The sequence below is a fragment of the Nesterenkonia sp. DZ6 genome (genome assembly GCF_022565835.1).
GTDB lineage: Bacteria > Actinomycetota > Actinomycetes > Actinomycetales > Micrococcaceae > Nesterenkonia.
Genome location: NZ_JAJOYW010000004.1, coordinates 268161 through 292731 on the forward strand (window position 1 = coordinate 268161; position 24571 = coordinate 292731).

Sequence of the window (24571 nt, forward strand, 5' to 3'; positions counted from 1 at the left end):
TGGCTCAGTCGCGCGCGCTGAACGTACGACCATTGACCCGCTCGCTGGCGCCGACCTGATCCAGGTAGGGGGTGATCCCACCGCGGTGCAGCGGCCAGCCGGCCCCCAGGATCATGCACAGGTCCACATCCTGGCGGGAGGCGACGACGCCCTCATCGAGCATCATCCCGATCTCCTCGGCGAGGGCGTCCTGGACCGTGGTGAGCAGCTGCTCCGCGGTGCGGGGTGCGCTGCCGAAGCTCATCAGGCCGATGGTGCTGTCCTTGATGAACGGCTGCCCGGCGGCGTCGGTGCTCCAGATCTCGGTGACGCCCGCGTCGATGAGGCGCTGCAGGTTGGCCGAGACGTGGAATCGGTCCCCGAAGCTGGTGTGCAGCGACTCGGTGACGTGCTGGGCCACCGGGATGCCCACCATCGCCAGCAGCGTGAAGGGGCTCATCGGCAGGCCGATGGGCTTCAGCGCGGCGTCAGCCGTGGCCGCGTCGGTGCCCTCGTCGAAGGCCTTCTGCACCTCGGCCATCAGCCGCAGCAGCACCCGGTTGACCACGAACGCCGTCGCGTCGCTGGTCAGCACCGGGGTCTTGCGCAGTCCCGCGGCGAGGGCGAAGGCCGTGGCGATGGGCTCATCAGCGGTCTGCGGGGCCCGGGCGATCTCGACCAGCGGCATGGCGGCGACCGGGTTGAAGAAGTGGAAGCCGATGACCCGCTCGGGGTGGGAGAGGTCAGCTGCCATCTCGGTGACCGAGAGCGAGGAGGTGTTCGTCGCGAGGATCGTCTCGGCCGGCACGATCTGCTCCAGCTCGGCGAAGACCTGCTTCTTCACGCCGATCTCCTCGAAGACCGCCTCGATGACGAAGTCCGCGTCGGCGTAGACGGACTTGTCGGTGGAGCCGGTGATCAGTCCGCGCAGCCCGGCGGCCTGCTCTTGCGTGATCCGGCCCCTGCTGGCCTGCTTCTCGAGCTGGGCCGCGATGTGGTCCAGCCCCTTGTCCACTCGGGCCTGGTCGATGTCGGTGAGCACCACCGGAACCTGCAGCTGCGCGGCGAAGACCATCGCGAGCTGGGAGGCCATGAGTCCTGCCCCGACCACGCCGACCTTGCCGATGCTGCGCGGCTGGACCTCGGGCACCCCGGCGGGACGCTTGGCCCGCTTCTGCAGCAGGTTCAGGAACGCGTAGACGGTGTTGCGGAACTCATCGGTGAGCATCAGATCGCCCAGCGCCTCGCACTCGGCGGCGCGGCTCTGCTCCCGGGTGCGCTCAGGCACCTGGGTGAACAGGTCCAGCGCGCGGCGCGGGGCGGGGGCGGAGGGGCCAAGCTTGGTCGCGACGGTGCGCTCGGCGGCTTCGATCGCGCGGGTCCAGGCCTCGGGGGAGTCGTCATGGCTGCGGTGCGCGGCGAGCTGCTCCGCGGTGGCGGCATCACCGGTGATGATCCTCCCCGCGTAGGCGATGCTCTCGGCCTCGAACTGCTCGGCCTCGAGGAGCTGATCGGCGAGCCCCAAGGCGTGGACCTTCTTCCCGGTCAGGGTGCGGTTGTTGTTCAGCGCGTTGGTGAAGATGACCTCGGCGGCGGCCTCGGGGCCGATCAGGCGCGGGAGCCGGTAGATGCCGCCCCAGCCCGGGACCAGGCCCAGGAAGGCCTCGGGCAGTCCGATGCCCTTGGCCGCCGTGGAGACGGTGCGGTGCTGGGCGGCCAGGGCGATCTCAAGCCCGCCGCCCAGTGCGGTGCCGTTGATGAAGGCGAAGCTGGGCACCGGGAAGTCCTCGAGCAGCCGGTAGGCGTGGTGGCCCAGATCGGCCATGGCGGTGGAGTGGTCGCGGGATTCCACCCGTTCGGCGGCGCCCAAGTCTGCGCCGGCGGCGAGCACCCCGGGTTTGCCGATCACCGCGATGCCGGCGATCTCTCCGGCGCGGGCCCGGGGCAGCTGGGCGGCGAGGACCTCGCCGAACCCGATGAGGCTGCTCGGGCCCAGGGTGGAGGGGCGCTTGGGCTGGTCATTGTCCAGGCGCACGAGCACCAGCGTGCCGGCGCCGTCGGGCAGTGCGATGTCCTCGGCGCGAGAGTGCGTGATGACCTCGTCGCTGAAGGCTTCCGCGAGGTCCGCGAAGTGGGAGAAGTCCAGAGCCTCTGTCGGGATCTCGGGTGAGTGCGCTGATGTCATGTGCTGCCTCCGTGACGTGGGGTCGGCGCGGGGCAACCGCGCCTCGGGTGAGTCTCAGCTCACATCCTACCCATGAGTAACCAAGGAGGAAACCGCCGCCGTGGGTGTCAGAAGGACTCGAGCGGCTCCGGGTCGAGCAGGGCCACGGTGACGATGGCGGCGCACTGCTCGATCTGCCATGGCCTGGCGCCGAGCTCGCGCAGTGCGGCGCTGACGCCGTCCAGGTCCATGACCTTCGGCGGGGTCCAGCAGAGCTGCTTGAGCACGGCCGGGGTCAGCAGGGTCTCGGGCATGAGGTCGAGCTCGTCGGCGCGGTGGGTCAGCCAGTCCCGGGCGGTGCGGTAGCGGCGGAATGCCAGCGGGTTGCGGTCCTTCCAGGTCCGTGGCGGCGGGGGACCGGCGGCGCGCCGCTTGGACTCCGGAGCATCGGTGTTCTGGGCCCCGGATTCGATCGCGCGCAGCCACTTGGGCGCCTCGCGCTTGGCTGCCCGGCCGTAGAAGCCCTTGACCGAGAGCAGCTGGGGAACAGTGCGCGGCACCGCGTCGGCCGCGGCGACCAGCGCCGAGTCGGGCAGGATGTGTCCGGGGGCGATGTCCTTGGTCTCGGCCATGTTCTCCCTGGCTGCCCAGAGTTCACGCAGCACCGCGAGCTTCCGCGGTGTCTTGAGCCGGTTGACCCCGGTGGCCTTGCGCCAGCGTTCGCTGCGCGGGACCGTGATCGGCCGGTGGGTGCGCAGATGCTCGAACTCCTGCTCGGCCCAGCCCAGCTTCTCCTGCTCGCGCAGCAGCTCGGTGAGGCTCTCGCGCAGCGGGATCAGCAGTTCGACGTCGAGGGCCGCGTAGCGCAGCCAGTCCTGCGGCAGCGGACGCCGCGACCAGTCTGCTGCTGAGTGTTCCTTGGCGAGGCGCACGCCCAGCAGGGACTCCACCACCGCCCCGAGGCTGACTCGGGGCACTCCGCCCAGCCGTGCGGCGAGCTCGGTGTCGAAGAGGCTGTGCGGGTGCATGCCCAGCTCCGCGAGGCAGGGGAGGTCCTGGGTGGCCGCGTGCAGGATCCACTCGACGCCGTCGAGGGCCTCCTGGGCCGGGGCCAGGGTGGTGAACGGTTCAGGGTCGATGAGCCAGAGCCCGGAGCCTTCGCGTTTGAGCTGGACCAGGAACGCGCGCTGTCCGTAGCGGAAGCCCGATGCTCGCTCGGCGTCCACCGCGACGGGGCCGGTGCCGGCGGCAAGCGCCTCAGCGCAGCGCTGCAGGCCGCGATCGGTGTCGATGACGAAGGGAACCCCGTCCTCGGGTTCGGTCAGCAGGGGCGGCGGCCCCTCCTCGGGAGAGTCCATCGAGGTCTCCGGCACTTCGTCAGCTCCTCCTGATATGTGGCAGGGCGATCACTCCATCGGGCAGCGGCGGCAGTCCCGCGAAGGAACAGACCATATCGGCCCACGCCTGCAGGTGGGATCCGAATCCGATTCCGGTGGGGCTCCACGAGGCGCGCAGCTCCACATCGTTGCTCGGCATCCGGTTCTCCATGCTGCCGAAGCTCTCGGAGAGGATCCGGGTGGCCGTGCCGCCCGCATGACTGTACTCCACCCCGTGCTGGGCGAGGGAATCACAGAGCCAGGTCCAGGCCACGGAGGCGAGCAGCGGATCATTGCCCATCTCGGCGTCGAGCTCCGCGCGGATATAGATCACTACCCTGAAGGTCCCGCCCCAGGCCTGCTGACCTGCGGGGTCGTGGAGCAGGATGAAACGACCGGTGGCCAGGACCTCGGTGTCTTCGGGCTGCGGCCGGAGTCGGGTGACCGGATGGGCTCCCAGTGCGACGCCGCCGTGCGAGTGGACCTCGGCGCGCAGCGCGACCGCGAAGGGCGCCAGCTTCGAGGGCGCCGGGACCTCCTGGACCAGCGCCTCGGCGCGCGGGGAGGCCCGGCGCAGACTGCTCAGCGCCTGCAGGAAAGAGTCAGGCAGCCCCTCGATGCCGCTGGCACCGTGGGGCGGCTGGGATGCGTCTCGCGCTGCGCCCTGCTGGTCGGGTCCGCCAAGGGGACCGAAAGCTGTCACGCCCCAAGATTAGGAACTTCGGTGAGTCTGACGTGCTAGGCGCGCCGGGCGCACTCCACCAGCGCCTCGATCTGCGCATCGGTGGTCTGGAAGGAGCACATGATCCGCAGCACCGGGTTGCCGCCGGCGGCGGTGTCCCAGACATGGACCAGGTACCGGTCCCGGATGGCTTCGGCGATCTTCGTCGGGACCTCGGGGAAGGTGGCGTTGACCTCGGTGGGCCGGGACAGCGTGACCCCAGGGATCTCTGCGAGTGTGCGTCCGAGCTTCGCGGCCGCAGCGTTGGCATGGGTGGCGTTGCGTCGCCAGAGGTCGGTGCCGAAGAGTTCCAGCAGCTGGGCCGAGACGAAGCGCTGCTTGCTCGCGAGCTGCATCGAGAACTTCTGGATGAAGTCGGTGCCCGCGACGCGGTCGGGGTTGATCACCACCACGGCCTCCGCGGCCATGGCTCCGTTCTTGGTGCCGCCGAGGCTCAGGACGTCGACGCCGGCGGCGGTGGTGAACTCACCCAGCGAACAGCCCAGGGCGGCGGCCGCATTCGAGATCCGGGCTCCGTCGAGGTGGACCCCGAGCCCGTGGGCGTGGGCGGCCTCGGCGACCTCGGCGATCTCCTCGGCGGTGTAGACCGTGCCGAGCTCGGTGGACTGGGTGAGCGTGACCGCCAGCGGCTGCGCGGCGTGGACGAAGCCCAGCGCCTTCAGCTCGGCGTGCACGTCGGCGGGAGTCAGCTTCCCTGCGGCGGTCGGGCGCGGCAGCAGCTTGAGCGCCCCGAGGCGCTCCGGAGCGGCGCCCTCGTCATTGTTCACGTGGGCCTGGGCGGAGCAGATCGCGGCGCCCCAGCGCGGCAGCAGCGCCTGCAGCGCCACCACATTGGCGCCGGTGCCGTTGAAGACCGGCAGTATCTCCGCGCGCTCACCGAAGGTCTCCTTGATCACCTCGCGCAGCTGTGCGGTCACCGGATCGGCCCCGTAGGGCAGGGCCGCGTCGGTGTTGACCCGGGTCAGCGCCTGCAGGATCTCTGGGGCGACCCCGGCGACGTTGTCAGAGGCGAAGGAGGCATCGAGCAGCCGCGGCTGCGTCTCGGTGGCCGGCACGGCTCAGTTCTCTGCGGATTCGGTGAAGTCCATCGAGATGGAGTTGATGCAGTAGCGCTGGTCGGTGGGGGTGTCGAAGCCCTCGCCGGTGAAGAGATGTCCCAGGTGGGAGTCGCAGGAGCCGCAGCGCACCTCGGTGCGCTCCATCCCCATGGAGGTATCGGTGAGGTAGCGGATGTTCGCGTCGGCGGCGGGTTCGAAGAAGCTGGGCCAGCCGCAGCGTGAATCGAACTTCTCGGTGGAGGTGAACAGCGCCGCGCCGCAGGCCCGACAGGAGTAGGTGCCCTCCGTCTTGTTGTTCCAGTGCTCGCCGGTGTACGCGCGTTCGGTGCCGCCCTGGCGCAGCACCTGAAACTCCTGCGGGCTGAGCTTCTCGCGCCACGGGTCGGCGCCGGTTCCGGTGTTCTGGTTCGCACTCATGTTCCTATCTCATCACGTTCCGTGCGCCCGCGTAAGCTGAGACGCATGACGTCACGGTTGAATGAACCCGGTGCCGCAGCCGCCCGGGCGAAGGCCCTGCTCCGCCGCGCGGCCCCCACCTGGACCAGCAGGTTTCGGCGTGAGTCGGCGGTGCACACGCCATGGATCCGCGCCACGACCTTGGGGGTGGGCACCGGGCTCGCGGCCGGGATGACGCTGGCCGCTGCCGGTTCCGGGCTCGCCGGGTACTTCGCCCGCGCCGTGGTCACCCCGGTGCGCGAACGTGCCGAAGATCTCGAGATCCTCGCGGTTACCAGAGGACCAGACGGCGACGAGGTGATCCTGCCGATCACCGCGGAGACCGTGGTGGACGGCACCTACGGGTTGTTCTTCCACGGCGGGCGGTCGCTGGCGCGGATCGGGCCGATCACCACGCTGGAGCCCAAGGGCGGCACCGTCACCCGCCCGGTGGAGAAGGTCTATGGCGGGGACCTGCGCACCGCAGTGCGCGGCTGGTGGACCTCGGTGGTCTTTCTGAACCCGGCCGACGCCGGGTTCGACAGCGACGAGGTGGTCATCACGCTGCCGGGTGGCCCGTCACCGGCCTGGTACGTGGCGCCGCAGCCCCTGGCCGCCGGCCTGTCCGCAGATCACCAGGGCCCGCTGAGCGGACGCAACGTGTGGGCCATCGGGGTCCACGGACGGGGCAGCAACCGCACGGAGGGGATCCGCGCCCTGGCCGCCACCTCCGCGCTGGGCGCCGAGACGCTGCTGATCTCCTACCGCAACGACGGCGAGGCCCCGGCAGCCGAGGACGGCCGCTACGGCCTGGGGGTCACCGAATGGGAGGACGTCGAGGCCGCCATCGAGTTCGCGCTGGCGCGCGGCGCTCAGGACATCATCCTCTTCGGCTGGTCCATGGGGGGAGCGATCTGCCTGCAGACGGCAGACCGGTCCCGCTACGCCGAATATATCCGCGGCCTGGTGCTGACCGGGCCGGTGATCGACTGGATGGACGTGCTCGCCCACCAGGCGAAGGCCAACCGGATCCCCGACGTGGTAGGCCGCCTGGGCCAGTGGTTCATCTCCAACCCGGGCGGCCGCCGGGTCACCGGGCTCGCCGCCCCGGTGGATCTTCAGGCGATGAACTGGATCGACCGGGCGGACCAGCTGAGGGCCCATGCGCTGATCATGCACAGCGTCGATGACAACATCGTGCCCTACGGGCCCTCCCGGGATCTCGCCCGGAAGAACCCGAAGGTCACCTATGTCTCCTTCGCCCAGGCCCGCCACGTCAAGGAGTGGAACCACGATCCGAAGCGCTGGGACGCCACCGTGATCGACTGGGTCACCGACCTGTTCAGCCGCCCTGCACCGGGGCAGACGCGGCCAGGTGAACTCGGATATTACGCTTGATCCGGCCCAGCATCGCCGTCATCCCGCGCAGCCGCAGCGGGGTGATCGCCTTGGACAGTCCGAGCCGCTCCGAGAGGTCCTCCGGCACGGCGAGGATCTCCTCGAAGCGCAGCCCGCTCAGCCCCTCGTGCAGGATCGCCGCGAAGCCTCGCGTGGTCGGGGCCTCCGGGGGAGCCGCGAAGAAGATCGCGGCGGTCCCAGCGGCGTCGTCGTACTCCAGGGTGAGGAAGAGCGGGGACTGGCACTCCACCACCTCTTCCATCTGGTCATAGCTGTTGAGGTAGCGCGCGGGCAGCTCCGGCAGCTCGCGGGAGAACTCAAGCAGCAGCTCCAGCTTCTGCCGGTCCTCCAACTCGGCGAACTCCTCGACAACCTCGGCGAGCTGCTCCGGGAGCCGCCGGGCCGCGGCGTCGCCCTGCGGGGTGGGGGCCTGGCTCATGCGCCGGGCACCTCGCCGGGCTCTTCGCCGGTGGCGATGGGCAGCCGCACCGCGTTGCCCCACTCGGTCCAGGAGCCGTCGTAGTTGCGGACGTTGTCGTAGCCGAGCAGGTGCTGCAGCACGAACCAGGTGTGCGAGGAGCGCTCACCGATCCGGCAGTAGGCGATGACCTCTTCGGCCTGACCAAGACCCGCCTGCTCGGTGTAGATCGCCTCCAGCTCGGCACGCGAGCGGAAGGTCCCGTCCTCATTGGCGGCCTTGGCCCACGGCACCGAGGCGGCGGAGGGGATGTGGCCGCCGCGCAGCGCACCCTCCTGCTCGTAGCCCTCCATGTGGGTGCGCTCACCGGAGTACTCCAGAGGCGAGCGGACATCGATCATCGGCTTGCCGAAGTGGGCGAGCACATCCTCGCGGAAGGCGCGGAAGGTGGAGTCATCGCGCTGCGCCGGCGTCGGGTAGCTCACCGAGGCCGGGGTCTGCACCTCGGTGACCAGCTCGCGGCCCTCGGCGGCCCATTTCTGCCGGCCGCCGTCCATCAGGCGCAGGTCCCGGTGGCCGAAGAGGGTGAACACCCAGAGGGCGTAGGCGGCCCACCAGTTCGACTTGTCACCGTAGAAGACCACGGTGGTGTCCGGGGTGATCCCCTTGGCGGAGGCGAACGCGGCGAACTGCTGCGGGCCCAGGAAGTCTCGGGTGACCGGATCGTTGAGATCGGTGTGCCAGTCGATCTTCTGCGCACCGGGGATGTGACCGGTCTCGTAGAGCAGCACATCTTCATTCGATTCCAGCAGCACCACGGACGGGTCGTCCTTGTGCTGCGCCACCCAGTCGGTGGAGACCAGGGCGTCGGGGTGGGCGTACTGGGAGAAGTCTTTTTCTTCGGTCATGGTGAACAGAACCTTCCGTCGTCACTGGGTCACCTTCCAGGATAGGGAATCAGCCGGTGAAACGCGCAGTCGTGGGTAGAGTGGTCACATGCCGTCCAACGCCACTCCGCTGAGCCAGCGGACCCCTCAGCTCGGAGTCGGTCAGCTGCTGGAGGGCCTGCGGCCGTCCTTCCGCTTCGCCGAAGTCTCCTTCGACTCCTACATTCCAGACCCGGCGCACCCCTCGCAGGAGAAGGCGGTCACCGCGCTGCGTGAGTTCTCCGCGACCGTGGGCGCCAGCCAGAGCGGCGGCGGGTTCTTCGGCAAGCTCTTCGGCCGGGCGCCGGCCCGTTCCAAGGTGTCCAGCGGGATCTACCTCGACGGCGGCTTCGGCGTGGGCAAGACCCACCTGCTGGCCTCGCTGTACCACTCGGTCGAGGGCCAGCGCGCCTTCGGCACCTTCGTGGAGTACACCAACCTCGTCGGGGCGCTGTCCTTCCGCCGCACCGTGGACGTGCTCAGCGACTACTCGCTGGTCTGCATCGATGAGTTCGAGCTCGACGACCCGGGCGACACGGTGCTGATGTCCCGGCTGATGCGCGAACTGGCCGACGCCGGGGTCAAGCTCGCCGCGACGTCGAACACGCTGCCCGGCTCCTTGGGAGAGGGTCGCTTCGCCGCGGCAGACTTCCAGCGCGAGATCCAGGTGCTCTCGGACCAGTTCTCCGTGATCAAGGTCGACGGTGAGGACTACCGCCACCGTGGGCTGCCTGAGGCGCCCGCTCCGCTGGGCTCCGACGAGATCGAAGACTTCGCTGCACGTCAGTACCCCGACGCCCGCATCGCGGTGGATGACTTCGACGCACTCTGCAAGCACATCACCGGGGTGCATCCCAGCCGGTACCGGCAGCTGGTCACCGACATGGATGTGCTGGTGCTCAAGGATGTCGAGACCATCGAAGCCCAGGCGCTGGCGCTGCGCTTCGTGGTGCTCGCCGACCGGCTCTACGACCAGGACATCAAGATCGTGGCCTCCGGGAAGCCCTTCGACCAGCTCTTCACCGAAGAGATGATGTCCGGCGGCTATATGAAGAAATATCACCGCACGGTCTCGCGCCTGACCGCGCTCGCCCGCGCCGGCCAGATGGGGGAGAAGGCGCTCTGAGCAGCTGCGGCTGGACGCAGACTTCCAGATCGGGCCGAGACGGTTAACAATGTGTTCATGAATTACTGATGAGCTGGCAGCAGCCGCCTCTCGAGAAAGGCTGATCTGATGAATGACCCGATCTTCCAGGTGGACGGCACCGCGCGCAAGAACCTCCGTGAGTTCATCGATGAGCTCCGCGAAGGCGGATACACGGTCTTGGACGGTCATACGCCTGACCCGGACCTGATCGATCCGCAGGGCCGCGCCGTCGAGACCTGGCACGAGAACTACCCGTACGAGAACCGACTCTCCCGTGATGTCTACGAGATCGAGAAGTATCACCTGCAGGTGGAGCTGCTGAAGTTCCAGTACTGGGCCGAGGACTATGGGCTCAAGCACGTGGTCGTCTTCGAGGGCCGCGACGCCGCCGGCAAGGGCGGCACGATCAAGCGGTTCACCGAGCACCTGAACCCGCGGACCGCGCGGGTCGTGGCGCTGAACCGGCCCTCGGACCGGGAGCTCGGCCAGTGGTACTTCCAGCGCTATGTGGATCATCTGCCCACCGCCGGGGAGATGGTGCTCTTCGACCGCTCCTGGTACAACCGGGCCGGGGTCGAGCGCGTGATGGGGTTCTCCTCCGAACAGGAGTATGAGCTCTTCATGCGCCAGGCTCCGCAGTTCGAGCAGATGCTGGTCGACGCCGGGATCCACGTGACCAAGTTCTGGTTCTCGGTGACCCAGCAGGAGCAGCGCACCCGCTTCGCGATCCGTCAGATCGATCCGGTCCGGCAGTGGAAGCTCTCTCCCATGGACCTGGAGTCCCTGGATCGCTGGGAGGCCTACACCGAGGCCAAGGAAGAGATGTTCCTGCGCACCGACACCGACCACGCGCCGTGGATGACGATCAAGTCCAACGACAAGAAGCGGGCCCGGCTCAACGCGATGAAGTGCTTCCTCGCCCAGTTCGAATATGAGGGCAAGGACCACGAGGTCGTCGGAGAGCCTGATCCGCTGATCGTGCGCCGCGGCCGCGACGCGGTGGGTGACTGAGCCCGACCTCGCATCTTCAGGGCTGACCCGGACCGACGGTGGAGCCGAAGCGGTAGAGTTGCAGTGCTCGCCTCGGGAACACCGAGGTTCACGACGGCGGGATCCCATGTCCGACCTCCAGCGCGCCTGCTGCGTGCACGCTGCAGCGAGGCCGCGTCACTGCGGTTCGCGCGTGCCGTCAGGGATCATGCTGCGCTGTGAGAATGTCTGACTGACCTCGACGAAGGAGAACGCATGAGTGCACATATCGGAGTGACCGGCCTGGCCGTCATGGGAGCCAATCTGGCTCGCAATCTGGCCCGCAACGGCTACACCGTCGCGCTGCACAACCGCTCGGTCGCCCGCACGGACGCCCTTCTCCAGGCCCACGGGGGCGACGGGGACTTCGTGCGCACCGAGACCCTGGCCGAGCTCGTGGAGTCGCTCGAGCGCCCCCGCCGCGTGCTGATCATGGTCCAGGCCGGCGCGCCGGTGGACTCGGTGATCGCGGATCTGGTGCCCCTGCTCGATGAGGGCGACATCATCATCGACGGGGGCAACTCCTTCTATGAAGAGACCCGACGCCGTGAGGAGAGCCTGCGCGCGAAGAACCTGCACTTCGTCGGTGTCGGCGTCTCCGGGGGCGAAGAGGGAGCGCTCAACGGCCCCTCGATCATGCCCGGCGGCTCCAAGGAGTCCTACGACTCCCTGGGCCCGATGCTGGAGAAGATCTCGGCGAAGTACAACGGCGAGCCCTGCTGCGCCTGGGTCGGCACCGACGGCGCCGGCCACTACGTGAAGATGGTCCACAACGGCATCGAATACGCCGACATGCAGGTCATCGGTGAAGCCTTCGACCTGATGCGGTCCCTCGCCGGCATCGAACCCCGCGAGCAGGCAGGTGTGTTCCGCGAATGGAACACCACCGACCTGGCCTCCTACCTGATCGAGATCACCGCCGAGGTGCTCGAGCAGGAGGATGAGACCACCGGCCGTCCGCTGGTGGACGTGGTCGTGGACTCCGCCGGCCAGAAGGGCACCGGCCGCTGGACCGCGATCTCCGGCCTGGAGGTGGGCTCACCGGTCACCGCCATCGCCGAGTCGGTCTTCGCCCGCTCGATCTCCTCCCAGCGCGAGCTGCGCGCCGTCACCAACGCCACCTTCAGCGCCGGAGTCGATGAGACCCTCTCTGCCACGGAGAAGTATGGCAGCCCCGAAGATCGCCAGGACCTCGTCGAAGACGTGCGCAAGGCCCTCTACGCCTCCAAGCTCGTCGCCTACGCCCAGGGCCTGGACATGCTCGTCGCCGCCGGCGAAGAGTTCGGCTGGGACCTGGACCTGAAGGCCATCGCCTCGCTCTGGCGCGCCGGCTGCATCATCCGCGCCGACCTGCTGGACACCATCATGAAGGCCTACGACGCGCCCCGCGACCAGCAGCCCAAGAACCTGCTGCTGGCTTCGGAGTTCAACGAGGCCATCAACGAATGCCTCCCGGCCTGGCGCCGCGTGGTCGCGGCCGCCGCGACCTACGGCGTCCCCGCCCCGGTGTTCTCCTCCTCGCTGTCTTATTACGACAGCCTGCGCCGCGAACGGCTGCCGGCCGCGCTGACCCAGGGGCTGCGCGACTACTTCGGGGCACACACCTACAAGCGCGTGGACAAGGAAGGCACCTTCCACACGATGTGGTCCGGTGACCGCAGCGAGATCGACGCCTGATCCGCTGAACCAGATGTCGACTCCGACCTTGCAGAGCTGAGCGCATGAGCACCAGGACGGCCGGACTGCTGGCCTCGTCAGGCGCCACCATTCCCATGGTCGCTGCCCCGATGGCCGGCGGACCGAGCCGTCCTGAGCTTGTGATCGCCGCCTCCGAGGCAGGGGGCATCGGCTTCCTCGCGGCCGGATACAAGAGCGCCGAGGACCTGGCCGCACAGATCCACCGGGTGCGGCAGTCCACCCCGCGCTTCGGGGTCAATCTCTTCGTGCCGAACCCGGTCCCGATCAGCGCCGAGGACCTCACCCGGCACCGTGACGCGGTCCAGGCCTGGCTGGATGAGCACGCGCGGGACGCGACGCACTGGGCGGCTGAGGTGGAGCTTCCGGAGATCAGCAGCCTCGCCGGCGTCACCTGGGAAGCCGGCATCAGTGGCACCACGGGCGTCGGGTCACCGGCTCGGCTCTGGGACGACTCCTGGGAGCAGAAGCTTGCGGAGCTCGAGGCGAATCCGGTGCCGCTGATCAGCCTGACCTTCGGTCTGCCGCAGATCCAGGACATCGAGCGGATGAAGGCCACCGGGGCGCGGGTGCTGCAGACGGTCACCTCCGTGGAGGAGGCCGTGACGGCTGCCAGCGCCGGGGTGGACGGATTGATCGTCCAAGCATCATCGGCCGGAGGTCACTCCGGAACCTGGACTCAGCAGCAGGTGCCTGCGGACATCGATCTTCTCGAGCTGCTGCAGGCAGTCGCCGGGCTCACCGAGCTGCCGCTGTGGGCCGCCGGCGGCATCGCCGACGCCGAGGGGGTCAGTGCCGCACTGAGCGCAGGGGCGGAGGCCGCGGTGCTGGGCACTGCGCTGCTGAGGTGTCCCGAGAGCGGGACTAATCTGGCTCACCAACAGGCCCTGGTGACTCCACCGGGGGAGCCGGAGACCATCATCACCACGGCGTTCTCGGGGCGACCGGCGCGGGCGCTGCGAAACAGCTTCACCGACGCACTGACCATGTCCGCGCCGTCGGGTTTCCCCGCCCTGCATCAGCTGAGCAGCGGGCTGCGCCGAGCCGCCGGCGCGGCCTCAGACCCGCAGGGACTCAACCTCTGGGCGGGCACCGGCTTCGCGGCTGCGACGCAGGAGCCGGCCGCCGAGGTCATGCGCCGCCTGGCGGGCAGCCACAGCCTCTAGATGAAGATCGCCGGATCCAGCGCGTACTCGGCCGGGTCCACGTGGGGTTTCCGCTCAGCGACTCCGCGCTGACGCGCCTTTGCCGGGATACCGGTGAGGATCGAGTTGGGCGGGGAGGACTTCACGACCACGGCGTTGGCGCCCACGGCGGAGCCTGCACCGATCTCGACGGGTCCGATGACCTTCGCGCCGGCGCCCACGACGACCCCGTCGCGCAGCGTCGGGTGGCGCTTGGTCTGTTCCAGGGATCGTCCGCCGAGGGTGACGCCCTGGTAGAGCATGCAGTCGTCACCGATCTCGGCGGTCTCCCCGATGACCACGCCCATGCCGTGGTCGATGAAGAAGCGACGCCCGATCTGGGCGCCCGGGTGGATCTCGACGCCGGTCAGGCCTCGGGTCACCTGAGACAGTGCGCGAGCCGGGGTCTTCAGCGGCCGGGTCTGCCACATCCGGTGGGCAACCCGGTAGGACCAGACGGCGTGCAGGCCGGAGTAGACCAGCACCACCTCGGCTGTGCTGCGCGCGGCGGGATCATGTTCACGCACGGCTTTGATGTCCTCACGCAGACGTTTCAGAGGTCCCAAGGGGGAACCAACCTTTCACAGGGATCGAACTTCACGGCTCGTGGGCGGATCAGCCGCGGATGTCTTCGTAGAGCAACGTGGAGATGTAGCGCTCTCCGAAGTCACACGCGATGGTCACGATGAGCTTGTCCCGGTTCTCTTCGCGGGAGGCCAGCTCCAGGGCGGCCGCGACATTGGCGCCGGTGGAGATCCCACCGAGGATGCCTTCCTGGGTGCCGAGGTCGCGGGCGCAGCTCACGGCCTTCTCGAGGTTGGCCTGGTAGACCTCGTCGTAGATGCCCTGGTCCAGGATGTCGGGGATGAAGTTCGGGCCGATGCCCTGGATCTTGTGCGGACCGGCGGTGCCGCCGGAGAGGATCGGGGAGTCCTCGGGCTCCACGGCGACCAGGTGGATGCTGGGCTTGTACTCCTTGAGCCGGCGCCCGGCGCCGGTGATGGTGCCGCCGGTGCCGATGCCGGCGATGAAGACGTCCACCTCGCCGTCGGTGTCCTGCCAGATCTCCTCACCCGTGGTCCGGTAGTGGGTGGCCGGGTTGGCCTCGTTGGCGAACTGCCGGGCCCAGATGGAGTTCTCGGTCTCCGCCACGATGGCCTTGGCCCGCTCCACCGCGCCGCGCATTCCCTCGGCTCCGGGAGTGAGCACGATCTCGGCGCCGTAGGCGCGCAGCATCACACGACGCTCGGTGGACATGGTCTCCGGCATGGTGAGCACCACGCGGTAGCCGCGGGCGGCGCCCACCATAGCCAGCGCGATCCCGGTGTTGCCCGAGGTGCCCTCCACGATGGTCCCGCCGGGCTTGAGCATCCCGGACTCTTCGGCGGCGTCGACGATGGCGGCACCGATGCGGTCCTTGATCGAGCTGGCGGGGGAGTAGAACTCCAGCTTCATCGCGATGTTGCCCGGAAGGTCTGCGCCCAGCCGGTTGAGCCGCACCAGTGGGGTGTTGCCGACTGCCTGGGTGATGTTGTCCAGAATTTTGGCCATTAGTGAGTGGACCTTTCTTCCTCGGGTTTCAACCATGAAGCATAGTCTCTGCGGAGCTTTGTGACCTTGGGATCGATGATGACCCGACAGTATCCGACATCAGGACGTCGGGAGTGGAAGTCCTGGTGGACCTCCTCGGCCTCGAACACTCGGCCCAGGGGCTCCAGCGTGGTGACGACCGGCCGGTCGAAGGAGTTCTGCGCCTGCGCGATCGCGGCGGCGAACTCATCGTGCTGGGCCTCATCGGTGTAGAACATCGCGGAGCGGTACTGGTCCCCGACGTCGTAGCCCTGCCGGTTCAGCGTGGTCGGGTCGTGGCTGGAGAAGAACACGGCGTAGAGCACCTGGTCCGGGAGCACGCTCGGGTCATAGCCGATCTCCACGGCTTCTGCGTGTCCGGTGCCGCCGGAGGCGACGGCTTCGTAGATGGCCGGACCGGATCCTCCGGTGTAGACGCTGCGCACGTGATGAACCCCGCGCAGTCTGCGCGCGAGGGAGTCCAGGCACCAGAAGCAGCCGGCGGCGAGCACCACGGTCTTGAGGGAATTGTCCATGACCAGCACAACCGTCCGTGTCCCGGGCTCTATTCCTGAATCATGGCCTGTAGAAATGAGACATGTCTCCCAGCCCCGCTCCGCGTCCAGATGAGACCACCACCGATTCCCAGGTCCCCACCCTCGATGAGGTGCTGGAGACCGCCGAAGAGCTCTGGCCTCGCTCACTGGCAGAGTCCTGGGACGCCGTCGGGCTGGTCACCGGCCGTCGCGACGCGCTCGTGCGGCGGATCCACTTCGCCGTGGACCCGGTGCGGCCGGTCATCGAAGAGGCCGCGAGCTCCGGGACCGATCTGCTGATCACCCACCACCCGCTGCTGCTTCGCGGAGTCACCTCCGTGGAGGCCGGACAGTTCAAGGGAGAGATGGTCCACCGGCTGATCGAATCCGGCTGCGCCCTGCTGACTGCTCACACCAATGGGGATTCCGCGATCGGCGGGGTCAACGATGTCCTCGCCGGCGCGCTGGGTCTTCAGGAGACCGCACCGCTGGCCATCGCGGCGGAGGGCCTGGCCTCGGAGGGACTGGGGCGCATCGGGATGCTGGCCGAGCCGCTGACGCTCGGGGAGTTCGCCGCCCGGGTGTTCTCGGTGCTGCCCGCCGTGGCGGGGGGCGTGCGGGTGGCGGGTGACCGGGAAGACCTGATCCAGCGGGTGGCGCTGTGCGGCGGGGCCGGGGACTCGCTGCTCCAGGCTGCCGCGGACGCCGGCGCTGATGTCTTCCTCACCGCCGATCTGCGCCACCACCCGGCCTCGGAGGCCCGCGAATCAGCCGCCGAGGGACGCCCCTATCTGATCGATGTCTCACACTTCGCCTCGGAATGGCTCTGGCTGCCCACCGCCGCGCAGGCGCTCCACCGAGCGCTGACCGATCGCGGCTACGATGTGGAGGTTGCCGTGAGCGGCATCAACACCGATCCTTGGGACTTCGTGCTCACCCCGGGCCGCTGAGGCGCCCGTGGGCTCGAGACACCGTGACCAAGACCTGTACTGACTTGAAGGTGCGTGAGCCATGACCACTCTGTTCGTCGAGGCCGACGGCGGAAGCCGCGGCAATCCTGGAATCGCCGGCTCCGGCGCCCTGGTCCGTGATGAGGCGGGTCAGATCCTCGCCACCAAGGCCACCCCGCTGGGGAAGGCGAGCAACAACGTCGCCGAGTACACCGGACTCATCGAGGGTCTGCGACTGGCCCGTGACCTGGACCCGCAGGCCTTCGTCGAGGTCAAGCTGGACTCCAAGCTCGTGGTGGAGCAGATGAGCGGGCGCTGGAAGATCAAGCACGAGGACATGAAGCGGCTCGCCGCAGAGGCCTCCACCATCCTGCCGCCGATGCAGGTGCGCTACACCTGGATCCCGCGCAAGGACAACGGTGACGCCGATGCGCTGAGCAACGAGGCGATGGACGCCTGCGCCGCCGGGATCCCCTGGGATCCGAGTCGCAGTCGGATCCGCCCCGCGCGTTGAATCTGCCGGCCCGGCGCAGGGGCCGGTCTGTTCGGCACGTCGGGGTCAACCGTGCAGACCGTGGTGGTGTGCACTGCGCGACCGATCAGCTTTCCCGACTTGACCGGTTCCCAGGCTGACCCCTTGGGCGAGATGAGCACGCCGGTCACGCTGATCCACGTCGGTCTGGCCAGCATCTCGCGAGGACGCTCCATCTCAGGCACCTTTATTGTGATCTAGATCACATCTAGTTGACACTAAATGTTGATTAGATAGTCTAATTAAACTACTTCAAGGGTTTACCAGATGATCGTTGTCAGTCAGCCTCCTTGCACGGAGTCCGGCCCTGGCAACGGGAAGGTCCGTTCCGATGCTTGTCTGCCCGAACACGAAGAAAAGCTTGTGCGGGAATCTGCTCACCGTCGCGACCAGAACGCACCGGTCACCCGCCCAGGAGCTGCTGACCGGCCTGAGACGGTCGGCGGGGGCGCCGGTGGGAGTCTTGGGGGCAGGAGCGGCTCTCGCACCTGCCTCTGGGGGCCGTTTGCCCCCGTTCTGGGCCGGTTCGAGGTTTCACGCTGTTCCGGTGGCCCGGAGACCGAGGACAGGGTGCGTTCATCCCTTGCGTGCCCATCCAGGGTGTGACGCCGTGGGGTGTTCGGCTCCCAGAGCCGATTCCCGGTGTGCTGAACGCGTGATCGGGGCTTCCTATGCACCAGGAAGGTGACCCGGTATTCGACGTTCGTGAGGCCTTTGCCGAGCACGGTGGGGCTCTCTTCGCGTACGCGGTCAACGCGTTAGGTGACCGAGCCGAGGCGGAGGACTGTGTTCAGGAGGCCTTCATCCGTGCCTGGCGAAGCAGAGAATGGTTCAGCAGATCGCGTGGTTCGATCCGGACAGGGCTGTTCGCCATCGTGCGCGACCTCGTCACGGATTCTCTGCGGGCTCGTGCCCGTCCCCCGGCGGATCCGGAGAAGATCGAGGGGGCGAGCGATACGGTGACGGAGGACCCGCTCGCAGTGGAGCGGCTGGTCCTCTACGAGTCGTTGGCCACGCTCACCTCCGAGCACCGACAGGTGATCGCCGCTGTTCAACTCGACGGCGTGGGGTACCAGGAGCTTTCGGAGAGGACAGGGGTTCCGGTCGCGACCTTGCGGACTCGGATGTACTACGGGCTGAAATCATTGCGGACGGCACTGGGGGGTCATACGCACGATGAGCGCAATGTCTTCGCGGCGGGATGAGACTCCATCCCTGGGACTGGAGGAACGGATACTCAGCGCAACCTCCGCAGCTGCTCCGAACCACCTTGATGGGAACGGGAAGTCGGCACTGCAGGCACAACGTCCCGGCTGCGACAGCAGCACTGAAGAATGCCGGACAACACCATCGGGTCGACCTCGAACCTGCAGAAGCGCGCCGTGGGTGCTCCACCGCAGGGACGCAGCATCCGGGGCATCGGCTCTCAACGGGCGTTCAGCCGGCAGGGACCGCGGGATGGGCCCCCGCGCGCCAGGAACTGAATTCCTGGACCATCTCGTTGCCTCATATCTCCATGTGACCCGGGGGCACACCTGGGACCAGCACGACGACGGCGGCCCACCCCAGCAGGGGAGGGCCGCCGTCGTCGTGCTGTCGCGAGTGGAGCGTGGTCTCAGCCGGTGGGCTGAACCGGGCGCTCAGCTGGCGGGCAGCGCGGTCTTCGTCTCAGATCCGGCGGGGCTTTCGGCGGCGCCGTTGCTGGCGGCGTTGCGCGGCTGCACCTTCGGGTACTTCACCGGGGCGCTGCCGGTCATGTGCTCCAGCACCCGGACCACCTGGGCGGAGTAGCCGAACTCGTTGTCGTACCAGACGTAGAGGATCGCCTGGCGGCCGTTGACGATGGTCGCCAGACCGTCCACGATCCCCGCAGCCCGGGTGCCCACGAAATCGGTGGAGACCACCTCGGCGGAATCGATGTAGTCCACCTGCTTGTGCAGCGGGCCCTCGAGGGATTCACGGCGCAGGAACTTGTTGAGCTCCTCCTTGGTGGTCTCCCGATCCAGCTCCAGATTCAGGATCGCCATCGAGACATCCGGGGTCGGGACGCGGATGGCGTTCCCGGAGAGCTTCCCGGCCAGCTGGGGCAGCGCCTTGGCAACCGCCTTCGCGGCACCGGTCTCGCTGATCACCATGTTCAGCGCCGCCGAACGGCCGCGACGCTCACCGGGGTGGAAGTTATCGATCAGGTTCTGGTCATTGGTGTAGGAGTGCACCGTCTCCACGTGCCCATGGTCGATCCCGTAGGCCTCGTCCATGAGCTTGGCCACCGGGGTGATGGCGTTGGTGGTGCAGGACGCCGCAGAGACGATCTTGTCCTGCGCGGTGATCTGCTCGTGGTTGACGCCGAAGACGATGTTCTTCAGGTCTCCCTTGCCCGGAGCAGTCAGCAGCACCCGGGAGACGCCCTTGGCCTGCAGGTGCTGGCTGAGGCCTTCCTCATCGCGCCAGCGGCCGGTGTTGTCCACGACCACCGCGTCAGAGATGCCATGGGCGGTGTAGTCCACTGCGGCGGGGTCCGAGGCGTAGATGACCTTGATGAAGGTGCCGTTGGCGATGATCGCCTGGTTCTCCACGTCGACCCGGATGGAGCCCTCGAAGGGCCCGTGGACCGAGTCTCGGCGCAGCAGCGAGGCGCGCTTGGCGAGATCGTCCTCGGCGCCCTGACGCACCACGATCGCGCGCAGCCGCAGCCCGGAGGCCGACGAGGCGTTGCCGACGATGATCCGGGCCAGCAGCCGACCGATCCGGCCGAAGCCGTAGAGCACGACGTCGCGCGGCTCAGAGAGTCCCTCACCGCCGCGGCCGAGAACTTCAGCGAGCTCCTCACGCAGGAAGGAGTCCATGTCCCCGGCGGCGGCATGCGCGGAGGCCCGATAGCGGGAGTTCAGCCGGGCGATGTCGATGCTGGCGGCGCCGAGATCCAGTGTGGTAAGCGCCTTCACCAGGGGAAGCGTCTGTGAGACTGGCAGCTCGGTCTCGTCGACCTGGCGGGCGAAGCGGTGCGCCTTGAGGATCTCGATGGCGGACCGGTTGACCAGTCGGCGACCGTAGATCCCGGTGACCACGTTGTTCTCTCGGTAGAGCTGTCCCAGCAGCGGGATCATGGCCTCAGCCTGGGACTCTCGGTCGATCCAGCTGTGCAGGTGTTCGTCTGCTTCAGTGGTCATTGTTGGACGTGTCCTCACTCGTCTAGACGTCATTGTCTACGTGGACCCATCGTGAGCTCGGTTCGTGGCGAACACCGCGATGTGTCCGTGGCTGAGTCTAGCCGAAACCCGCTCACCCGGCGCCTAGGGGCACGGGGGAGCGGGTGGGGGGACGGGCCGGTCGATAAGCCGGGTTCTGTAGGCCGCGGTGATTGCTCACCGAGCCTGACCATCATCCATCTGGGCCTCGTGTTGCCACGGACCTCAAGCGATCAACCCGGATGCTCGGGCGGGCAGCCCTCGAGCACATCCTGTTCGACCTTGCACCGGATGGGGTTTGCCTAGCCGCCCCAGTCACCTGGGGCGCTGGTGGTCTCTTACACCACCGTTTCACCCTTACCGGCGACGACGAGCGCCGCCGGCGGTCTGTTTTCTGTGGCACTGGCCTGCGGGTCTCCCCGAGTGGGCATTACCCACCATCCTGCCCTGTGGAGCCCGGACTTTCCTCGGCACGAGGCAGTTATCCACCGTCTCCGGCGGGCCTCAGTCTCGAGCCGCGATGGTCTGGCCGACCCGTCCCGGCTCACCATGCTACGGGATCGTGACACCGGCTCCGGGCGCATCGGCGGAGCGGCTGATCGAGGTGATCGCCGCCCCGGCCGCTTGCTAGCCTTGCCCGGTGCTGATCTTCCTGCCGCCCTCAGAGGGCAAGACACCCCCGACCGATCCCGGTGCGCCCCCGGTTGACCTGCGCAGCCTCACCCTGCCCGAGCTCGACCTCGCACGCACCACCGTGATGGATGCCCTGATCCAGGTCAGCGGCCACGAGCAGGCTCAGCAGATGCTCAACGTGGGCAAGACCGTGATGCCCCAGGTGCGCGCCAACGCTCGGCTAGTCAGCGCCCCCACGGCGCCGGCGCACGAGATCTACACCGGGGTGCTCTTCGAAGCCCTCGACCCGGCATCGTTGAGCCCCGAGCAGCTGGACCGGGCCTCCCGGCAGGCGCTGGTCTTCTCCGGGCTCTTCGGCGTGACCTCGTTGACCGACAGGATCCCGGCCTACCGGCTCTCCATGGGGGTCAGCCTCAGCGCGCAGGGCACCGGTCAGGGCCCAGGTGCCGCCCCGGCGCAGCAGGCTCCCGGACGTCTGGGCAGCTTCTGGAAGGCCGCCCTGGACGAGCCGCTGAGTCGGCTCATCGGGGATCAGCTGGTCGTGGACTGCCGCTCCAGCTCCTACGGGCAGGCGCATCGGCCCGCACCGGAACAGACTCTGATGGTCAACAGCTTCACCGAGCGCGACGGGCAGCGGAAGGTCGTCACCCACTTCGCCAAGCACGCCCGCGGACTGCTCACCGGGATGCTGCTGCGCGCCCAGGGCCCGGCGCCTGAAACCGTGGACGACGTCGCCGAGCTCGCCTCCCGGCGGTGGCGCGTGGAGCTGCGTCCGGCCACCGGGCGGACCCCGCACCAGCTGGACCTGATCGACTGACCCCCGGCAGGCCGCGGCGCGTCGCCCCGAGCCGGTCAGCGCAGCCGGTCCATTAGCAGATTCTCGGCCCTGCCGACTAGCCTGGGGACCATGGCAGAGTTTATTTACACCATGATCAGCGCCCGCAAAAAAGTGGGCGACAAGGTCATCCTCGATGACGTCACCATGTCCTTCTACCCCGGCGCCAAGATCGGCGTGGTCGGACCCAACGGTTCGGGCAAGTCCACCATCCTCAAGATCATGGCGGGGCTCGATGAGCCCTCCAACGGCGAGGCACGTCTCTCCCCGGGCTACTCCGTCGGAATCCTGATGCAGGAGCCTGCCCTGAACGAGGACAAGACCGTGCTCGGCAACGTCCAGGAGGGCGTCGGCGAGATCTACGAGAAGCTTCAGCGCTTCAACCAGATCTCCGAAGAGATGGCCAACCCCGACGCTGACTTCGACGCGCTGATGGCCGAGATGGGCACGCTGCAGGAGGCCATCGACGCCGCCAACGCCTGGGATCTCGACTCCCAGCTCGAGCAGGCCATGGACGCACTGCGCTGCCCGCCTGCGGAGGCCGACGTCAGCATCCTCTCCGGTGGTGAACGCCGCCGTGTGGCGCTGTGCAAGCTGCTGCTCTCCAAGCCGGACCTGCTGCTGCTCGATGAGCCCACGAACCACCTCGACGCCGAGTCGGTGCTCTGGCTCGAGCAGCACCTGGCCGCCTACGAGGGCGCCGTGCTGGCCGTGACGCACGATCGGTACTTCCTCGACCACGTCGCCCAGTGGATCTGTGAGGTCGACCGTGGTCGGCTCTACCCCTACGAGGGCAACTACTCCACCTACCTGGAGAAGAAGCAGGCCCGCCTGAAGGTCCAGGGCAAGAAAGACGTCAAGATGGCCAAGCGACTCTCCGAGGAGCTGGACTGGGTGCGCTCCAACGCCAAGGGACGCCAGACCAAGTCCAAGGCCCGTCTGAACCGCTACGAGGAGATGGCCGCCGAGGCCGAGCGCACCAAGAAGCTCGACATGGACGAGATCCAGATCCCGCCGGGCCCGCGCCTGGGCACCCAGGTCATCGAGGCCGAGAACCTGCAGAAGGGCTTCGACGACCGCCAGCTCATCGACGGGCTCTCCTTCTCGCTGCCGCGCAACGGAATCGTCGGGGTCATCGGTCCCAACGGCGTCGGCAAGTCCACGCTGTTCAAGACCATCGTGGGCATGGAAGAGCTCGACGGCGGCAAGCTCGCCGTGGGTGACTCCGTGAAGCTCTCCTACGTGGATCAGTCGCGTGCCGGCATCGATTCGGAGAAGAGCCTCTGGGAGGTCGTCTCCGACGGGTTGGACTTCATCCACGTCGGTGCCGTGGAGATGTCATCCCGTGCCTACGTCTCAGCCTTCGGGTTCAAGGGACCGGACCAGCAGAAGAAGGCCGGCGTGCTCTCCGGCGGTGAGCGCAACCGGCTGAACCTCGCGCTGACGCTGAAGCAGGGCGGCAACCTGCTGCTGCTCGATGAGCCCACCAACGACCTGGACGTCGAGACCCTGGGCTCCCTGGAGAACGCGCTGCTGGACTTCCCCGGCTGCGCCGTGGTCATCTCGCACGATCGCTGGTTCCTCGACCGGGTGGCCACCCACATCCTGGCCTGGGAGGGCACCGACGAGAAGCCGGCCGACTGGTACTGGTTCGAAGGCAACTTCGAGTCCTACGAGCAGAACAAGGTCGAGCGCCTCGGTGCAGATGCGGCTCGTCCGCACCGTGTGACCCACCGCAGGCTCACCCGCGACTGATCTCACCGCTCAGCCACGGACTGAGCCGTGAGCCGGTCCTGAGCTCGACCAGCGGCATCGACCCGGCCCGCCCGCGACACCACCTCGGTGACCGCGGGCGGGCCGAGTCGTATCCCCTCCCGCCGCCTGCGATTGCCTGTGCGGACTCAGAACGGGGCTTTCTCCGCGGAATCGACGGTCTCGGCGCGCGCGGCGCCGTTCTGTGTGCCTGATGAGCTTGAGGGACCCGTCGATCCGCCCCAGACAGAGTCCGCGGCGGAGCTGGGGGAGTCGCTGGGGGAATCCGTGTTCGACTCCGCCGCTCCGCGCGCGTTCTCCTCCCCGGACCCGGAGCCGCCGAGCCGGGTGAAGGACCCCGAACCGAAGGTCAGGTCATAGCCGATCGCCTCCGCGTCGATCTCCACCGAGGTGCCGCGCTGACCCTTGTCGTTCTCCCACTGCCTCACTCGCAGCCGTCCGGTCACCAGCACCGGGTCTCCCTTGTTCAGGCTGCTCTTGACGTTCTGGGCCAGCTGACGGAAGGCCGAGACGGTGTACCAGTTGGTGTCCCCGTTGACCCATTGCTCCGACTTGCGGTCATAGCGCCGCGGAGTGCAGCCGAGCCGGAAGTTCGAGATCGGCAGACCCTGGAGCGTGGTGAACTCCTCCACCTCGCCGCCCAGGAACCCGCGGACGGTGATCGTTTCGCTCATTGCTCTCCTCCATCTCTGTCACGGCCACTCTTGATCGGCACGGCGTGCCCTGCCCCGCCGCAGGCCGTGGCAGGCGATGACGGGGTCCTGCCAGTGTTCGTCGTGGCGCCTCCGCGGCGGGGTGATCTCGTACGGTTGTGGATGAGCAAGGCGCCAGCGGCGAGTCGAGCGGTGCGGGGGAAAACCGGCGCGGCTGAGCAGGTAGACTCTCTGCCTGGACCTGCTCAGGATGCTGAGACTCTGCGCGTCCACGCCTCGGTAGCTCAGGGGATAGAGCAGCGGCCTTCTAATCCGCCGGTCGGGGGTTCGAATCCCTCCCGGGGCACTTGT

21 protein-coding genes, 1 tRNA gene, 1 other RNA gene and 1 pseudogene are annotated in these 24571 nt (G+C 68.0%); 11 read left to right on the forward strand and 13 right to left on the reverse strand.

Annotated features, from left to right (window positions below; translation table 11 throughout):
- Nucleotides 1-4: 4 nt before the first annotated feature.
- The 5 genes from LTH93_RS11520 to msrB all read right to left on the reverse strand — a co-directional run bounded on the left by LTH93_RS11520 (nucleotide 5) and on the right by msrB (nucleotide 5736).
- Entirely contained in the window at nucleotides 5-2164 is a 2160-nt protein-coding gene (locus tag LTH93_RS11520) for a 3-hydroxyacyl-CoA dehydrogenase NAD-binding domain-containing protein (protein ID WP_241471030.1), read from the reverse strand.
- Nucleotides 2165-2271: 107 nt separating this feature from the next.
- The gene (locus LTH93_RS11525; protein ID WP_241465099.1) at nucleotides 2272-3501 is read right to left on the reverse strand and encodes a ribonuclease D; all 1230 of its coding nucleotides are present in this window, start codon (nucleotides 3499-3501) and stop codon (nucleotides 2272-2274) included.
- A gap of 19 nt (nucleotides 3502-3520) precedes the next feature.
- On the reverse strand, nucleotides 3521-4129 hold the full coding sequence (locus LTH93_RS11530; RefSeq protein ID WP_241465098.1) for a DUF3000 domain-containing protein: 609 nt from the start codon (nucleotides 4127-4129) through the stop codon (nucleotides 3521-3523).
- Nucleotides 4130-4257: 128 nt separating this feature from the next.
- Complete coding sequence (locus LTH93_RS11535) at nucleotides 4258-5316, reverse strand: threonine aldolase family protein (RefSeq protein WP_241471031.1); 1059 nt, start codon at nucleotides 5314-5316, stop codon at nucleotides 4258-4260.
- Nucleotides 5317-5319: 3 nt separating this feature from the next.
- Nucleotides 5320-5736, reverse strand: a complete 417-nt coding sequence (gene msrB, locus LTH93_RS11540; RefSeq protein ID WP_241471032.1) for a peptide-methionine (R)-S-oxide reductase MsrB — start codon at nucleotides 5734-5736, stop codon at nucleotides 5320-5322.
- 45 nt (nucleotides 5737-5781) lie between these two features.
- Between msrB and LTH93_RS11545 the strand changes: the two genes are divergently transcribed.
- Nucleotides 5782-7152 carry an alpha/beta hydrolase family protein gene (locus LTH93_RS11545; RefSeq protein ID WP_241471033.1) on the forward strand — a complete coding sequence of 457 codons (1371 nt, stop codon included), beginning with the start codon at nucleotides 5782-5784 and terminating at the stop codon, nucleotides 7150-7152.
- Here LTH93_RS11545 and LTH93_RS11550 read toward each other — a convergent pair.
- Together LTH93_RS11550 and LTH93_RS11555 are read right to left on the reverse strand one after the other, a co-directional pair.
- Nucleotides 7097-7591, reverse strand: coding sequence for a SufE family protein (locus LTH93_RS11550; RefSeq protein ID WP_241464859.1), 495 nt, complete (start codon nucleotides 7589-7591; stop codon nucleotides 7097-7099). The two genes, LTH93_RS11545 and LTH93_RS11550, sit on opposite strands and share 56 nt — an antisense overlap.
- Nucleotides 7588-8478 carry a sulfurtransferase gene (locus LTH93_RS11555; protein ID WP_241464858.1) on the reverse strand — a complete coding sequence of 297 codons (891 nt, stop codon included), beginning with the start codon at nucleotides 8476-8478 and terminating at the stop codon, nucleotides 7588-7590. Before LTH93_RS11555 ends, LTH93_RS11550 begins: the two co-directional genes overlap by 4 nt.
- 88 nt (nucleotides 8479-8566) lie before the next feature.
- Between LTH93_RS11555 and zapE the strand changes: the two genes are divergently transcribed.
- The 4 genes from zapE (at nucleotide 8567) to LTH93_RS11575 (ending at nucleotide 13533) form a co-directional block, all read left to right on the forward strand.
- The gene (gene zapE / locus LTH93_RS11560) at nucleotides 8567-9622 is read left to right on the forward strand and encodes a cell division protein ZapE (protein WP_241464857.1); all 1056 of its coding nucleotides are present in this window, start codon (nucleotides 8567-8569) and stop codon (nucleotides 9620-9622) included.
- 108 nt (nucleotides 9623-9730) lie between these two features.
- Nucleotides 9731-10654 carry a polyphosphate kinase 2 gene (gene ppk2 / locus LTH93_RS11565; protein ID WP_241464856.1) on the forward strand — a complete coding sequence of 308 codons (924 nt, stop codon included), beginning with the start codon at nucleotides 9731-9733 and terminating at the stop codon, nucleotides 10652-10654.
- Between the two features lie 234 nt (nucleotides 10655-10888).
- Nucleotides 10889-12349, forward strand: a complete 1461-nt coding sequence (gene gndA / locus LTH93_RS11570; protein WP_241464855.1) for an NADP-dependent phosphogluconate dehydrogenase — start codon at nucleotides 10889-10891, stop codon at nucleotides 12347-12349.
- Between the two features lie 44 nt (nucleotides 12350-12393).
- Nucleotides 12394-13533, forward strand: a complete 1140-nt coding sequence (locus LTH93_RS11575; protein WP_241471034.1) for an NAD(P)H-dependent flavin oxidoreductase — start codon at nucleotides 12394-12396, stop codon at nucleotides 13531-13533.
- On the opposite strand, the gene epsC is transcribed toward LTH93_RS11575, so the two are convergent.
- From epsC to msrA, 3 genes are read right to left on the reverse strand one after another with little or no spacing between them, the layout of a single operon-like run.
- Nucleotides 13530-14117 carry a serine O-acetyltransferase EpsC gene (epsC, locus tag LTH93_RS11580; protein ID WP_241471035.1) on the reverse strand — a complete coding sequence of 196 codons (588 nt, stop codon included), beginning with the start codon at nucleotides 14115-14117 and terminating at the stop codon, nucleotides 13530-13532. The genes LTH93_RS11575 and epsC overlap by 4 nt on opposite strands.
- Nucleotides 14118-14166: 49 nt before the next feature.
- On the reverse strand, nucleotides 14167-15102 hold the full coding sequence (gene cysK / locus LTH93_RS11585; RefSeq protein ID WP_241464852.1) for a cysteine synthase A: 936 nt from the start codon (nucleotides 15100-15102) through the stop codon (nucleotides 14167-14169).
- Complete coding sequence (gene msrA / locus LTH93_RS11590; RefSeq protein ID WP_241464851.1) at nucleotides 15102-15656, reverse strand: peptide-methionine (S)-S-oxide reductase MsrA; 555 nt, start codon at nucleotides 15654-15656, stop codon at nucleotides 15102-15104. The genes cysK and msrA overlap by 1 nt, the downstream gene beginning before the upstream one ends.
- Nucleotides 15657-15718: 62 nt before the next feature.
- Here msrA and LTH93_RS11595 point away from each other — a divergent pair, with 62 nt between their 5' ends.
- The 3 genes and pseudogenes from LTH93_RS11595 (at nucleotide 15719) to LTH93_RS11605 (ending at nucleotide 18343) form a co-directional block, all read left to right on the forward strand.
- A complete protein-coding gene (locus LTH93_RS11595) occupies nucleotides 15719-16606 on the forward strand; it encodes a Nif3-like dinuclear metal center hexameric protein (protein ID WP_241471036.1) in 888 nt (295 codons plus the stop codon).
- A gap of 61 nt (nucleotides 16607-16667) precedes the next feature.
- Nucleotides 16668-17105 (forward strand): annotated as a pseudogene (locus LTH93_RS11600) (reverse transcriptase-like protein); the annotation flags it as partial.
- A gap of 704 nt (nucleotides 17106-17809) precedes the next feature.
- Nucleotides 17810-18343, forward strand: coding sequence for a sigma-70 family RNA polymerase sigma factor (locus LTH93_RS11605; protein ID WP_241471037.1), 534 nt, complete (start codon nucleotides 17810-17812; stop codon nucleotides 18341-18343).
- Between the two features lie 435 nt (nucleotides 18344-18778).
- Here the strand turns inward: LTH93_RS11605 and LTH93_RS11610 are convergent, their stop codons facing one another.
- Nucleotides 18779-20308, reverse strand: a complete 1530-nt coding sequence (locus tag LTH93_RS11610) for a glyceraldehyde-3-phosphate dehydrogenase (RefSeq protein ID WP_241471038.1) — start codon at nucleotides 20306-20308, stop codon at nucleotides 18779-18781.
- 148 nt (nucleotides 20309-20456) lie between these two features.
- Nucleotides 20457-20863, reverse strand: an RNA gene (gene rnpB / locus LTH93_RS11615) — RNase P RNA component class A.
- Between the two features lie 103 nt (nucleotides 20864-20966).
- Here rnpB and LTH93_RS11620 point away from each other — a divergent pair.
- Entirely contained in the window at nucleotides 20967-21776 is an 810-nt protein-coding gene (locus LTH93_RS11620) for a YaaA family protein (RefSeq protein WP_241471039.1), read from the forward strand.
- A 90-nt stretch (nucleotides 21777-21866) separates the two neighbouring features.
- Entirely contained in the window at nucleotides 21867-23549 is a 1683-nt protein-coding gene (gene ettA, locus LTH93_RS11625; protein WP_241471040.1) for an energy-dependent translational throttle protein EttA, read from the forward strand.
- A 146-nt stretch (nucleotides 23550-23695) separates the two neighbouring features.
- On the opposite strand, the gene ssb is transcribed toward ettA, so the two are convergent.
- On the reverse strand, nucleotides 23696-24241 hold the full coding sequence (ssb, locus tag LTH93_RS11630) for a single-stranded DNA-binding protein (RefSeq protein ID WP_241464845.1): 546 nt from the start codon (nucleotides 24239-24241) through the stop codon (nucleotides 23696-23698).
- A gap of 252 nt (nucleotides 24242-24493) precedes the next feature.
- Here ssb and LTH93_RS11635 point away from each other — a divergent pair.
- Nucleotides 24494-24566: transfer RNA gene (locus LTH93_RS11635), tRNA-Arg, on the forward strand.
- The last annotated feature ends 5 nt before the right edge of the window (nucleotides 24567-24571 follow it).

Bases quoted from the DNA above. Each gene is read 5' to 3' on its own strand.
- LTH93_RS11520 (WP_241471030.1), bottom strand. From the start codon at position 2,164: ATGACATCAGCGCACTCACCCGAGATCCCGACAGAGGCTCTGGACTTC.
- LTH93_RS11525 (WP_241465099.1), bottom strand. From the start codon at position 3,501: ATGGACTCTCCCGAGGAGGGGCCGCCGCCCCTGCTGACCGAACCCGAG.
- msrB (WP_241471032.1), bottom strand. From the start codon at position 5,736: ATGAGTGCGAACCAGAACACCGGAACCGGCGCCGACCCGTGGCGCGAG.
- LTH93_RS11545 (WP_241471033.1), top strand. From the start codon at position 5,782: ATGACGTCACGGTTGAATGAACCCGGTGCCGCAGCCGCCCGGGCGAAG.
- LTH93_RS11550 (WP_241464859.1), bottom strand. From the start codon at position 7,591: ATGAGCCAGGCCCCCACCCCGCAGGGCGACGCCGCGGCCCGGCGGCTC.
- LTH93_RS11555 (WP_241464858.1), bottom strand. From the start codon at position 8,478: ATGACCGAAGAAAAAGACTTCTCCCAGTACGCCCACCCCGACGCCCTG.
- zapE (WP_241464857.1), top strand. From the start codon at position 8,567: ATGCCGTCCAACGCCACTCCGCTGAGCCAGCGGACCCCTCAGCTCGGA.
- ppk2 (WP_241464856.1), top strand. From the start codon at position 9,731: ATGAATGACCCGATCTTCCAGGTGGACGGCACCGCGCGCAAGAACCTC.
- gndA (WP_241464855.1), top strand. From the start codon at position 10,889: ATGAGTGCACATATCGGAGTGACCGGCCTGGCCGTCATGGGAGCCAAT.
- LTH93_RS11575 (WP_241471034.1), top strand. From the start codon at position 12,394: ATGAGCACCAGGACGGCCGGACTGCTGGCCTCGTCAGGCGCCACCATT.
- cysK (WP_241464852.1), bottom strand. From the start codon at position 15,102: ATGGCCAAAATTCTGGACAACATCACCCAGGCAGTCGGCAACACCCCA.
- msrA (WP_241464851.1), bottom strand. From the start codon at position 15,656: ATGGACAATTCCCTCAAGACCGTGGTGCTCGCCGCCGGCTGCTTCTGG.
- LTH93_RS11595 (WP_241471036.1), top strand. From the start codon at position 15,719: ATGTCTCCCAGCCCCGCTCCGCGTCCAGATGAGACCACCACCGATTCC.
- LTH93_RS11605 (WP_241471037.1), top strand. From the start codon at position 17,810: ATGCACCAGGAAGGTGACCCGGTATTCGACGTTCGTGAGGCCTTTGCC.
- LTH93_RS11610 (WP_241471038.1), bottom strand. From the start codon at position 20,308: ATGACCACTGAAGCAGACGAACACCTGCACAGCTGGATCGACCGAGAG.
- ettA (WP_241471040.1), top strand. From the start codon at position 21,867: ATGGCAGAGTTTATTTACACCATGATCAGCGCCCGCAAAAAAGTGGGC.
- ssb (WP_241464845.1), bottom strand. From the start codon at position 24,241: ATGAGCGAAACGATCACCGTCCGCGGGTTCCTGGGCGGCGAGGTGGAG.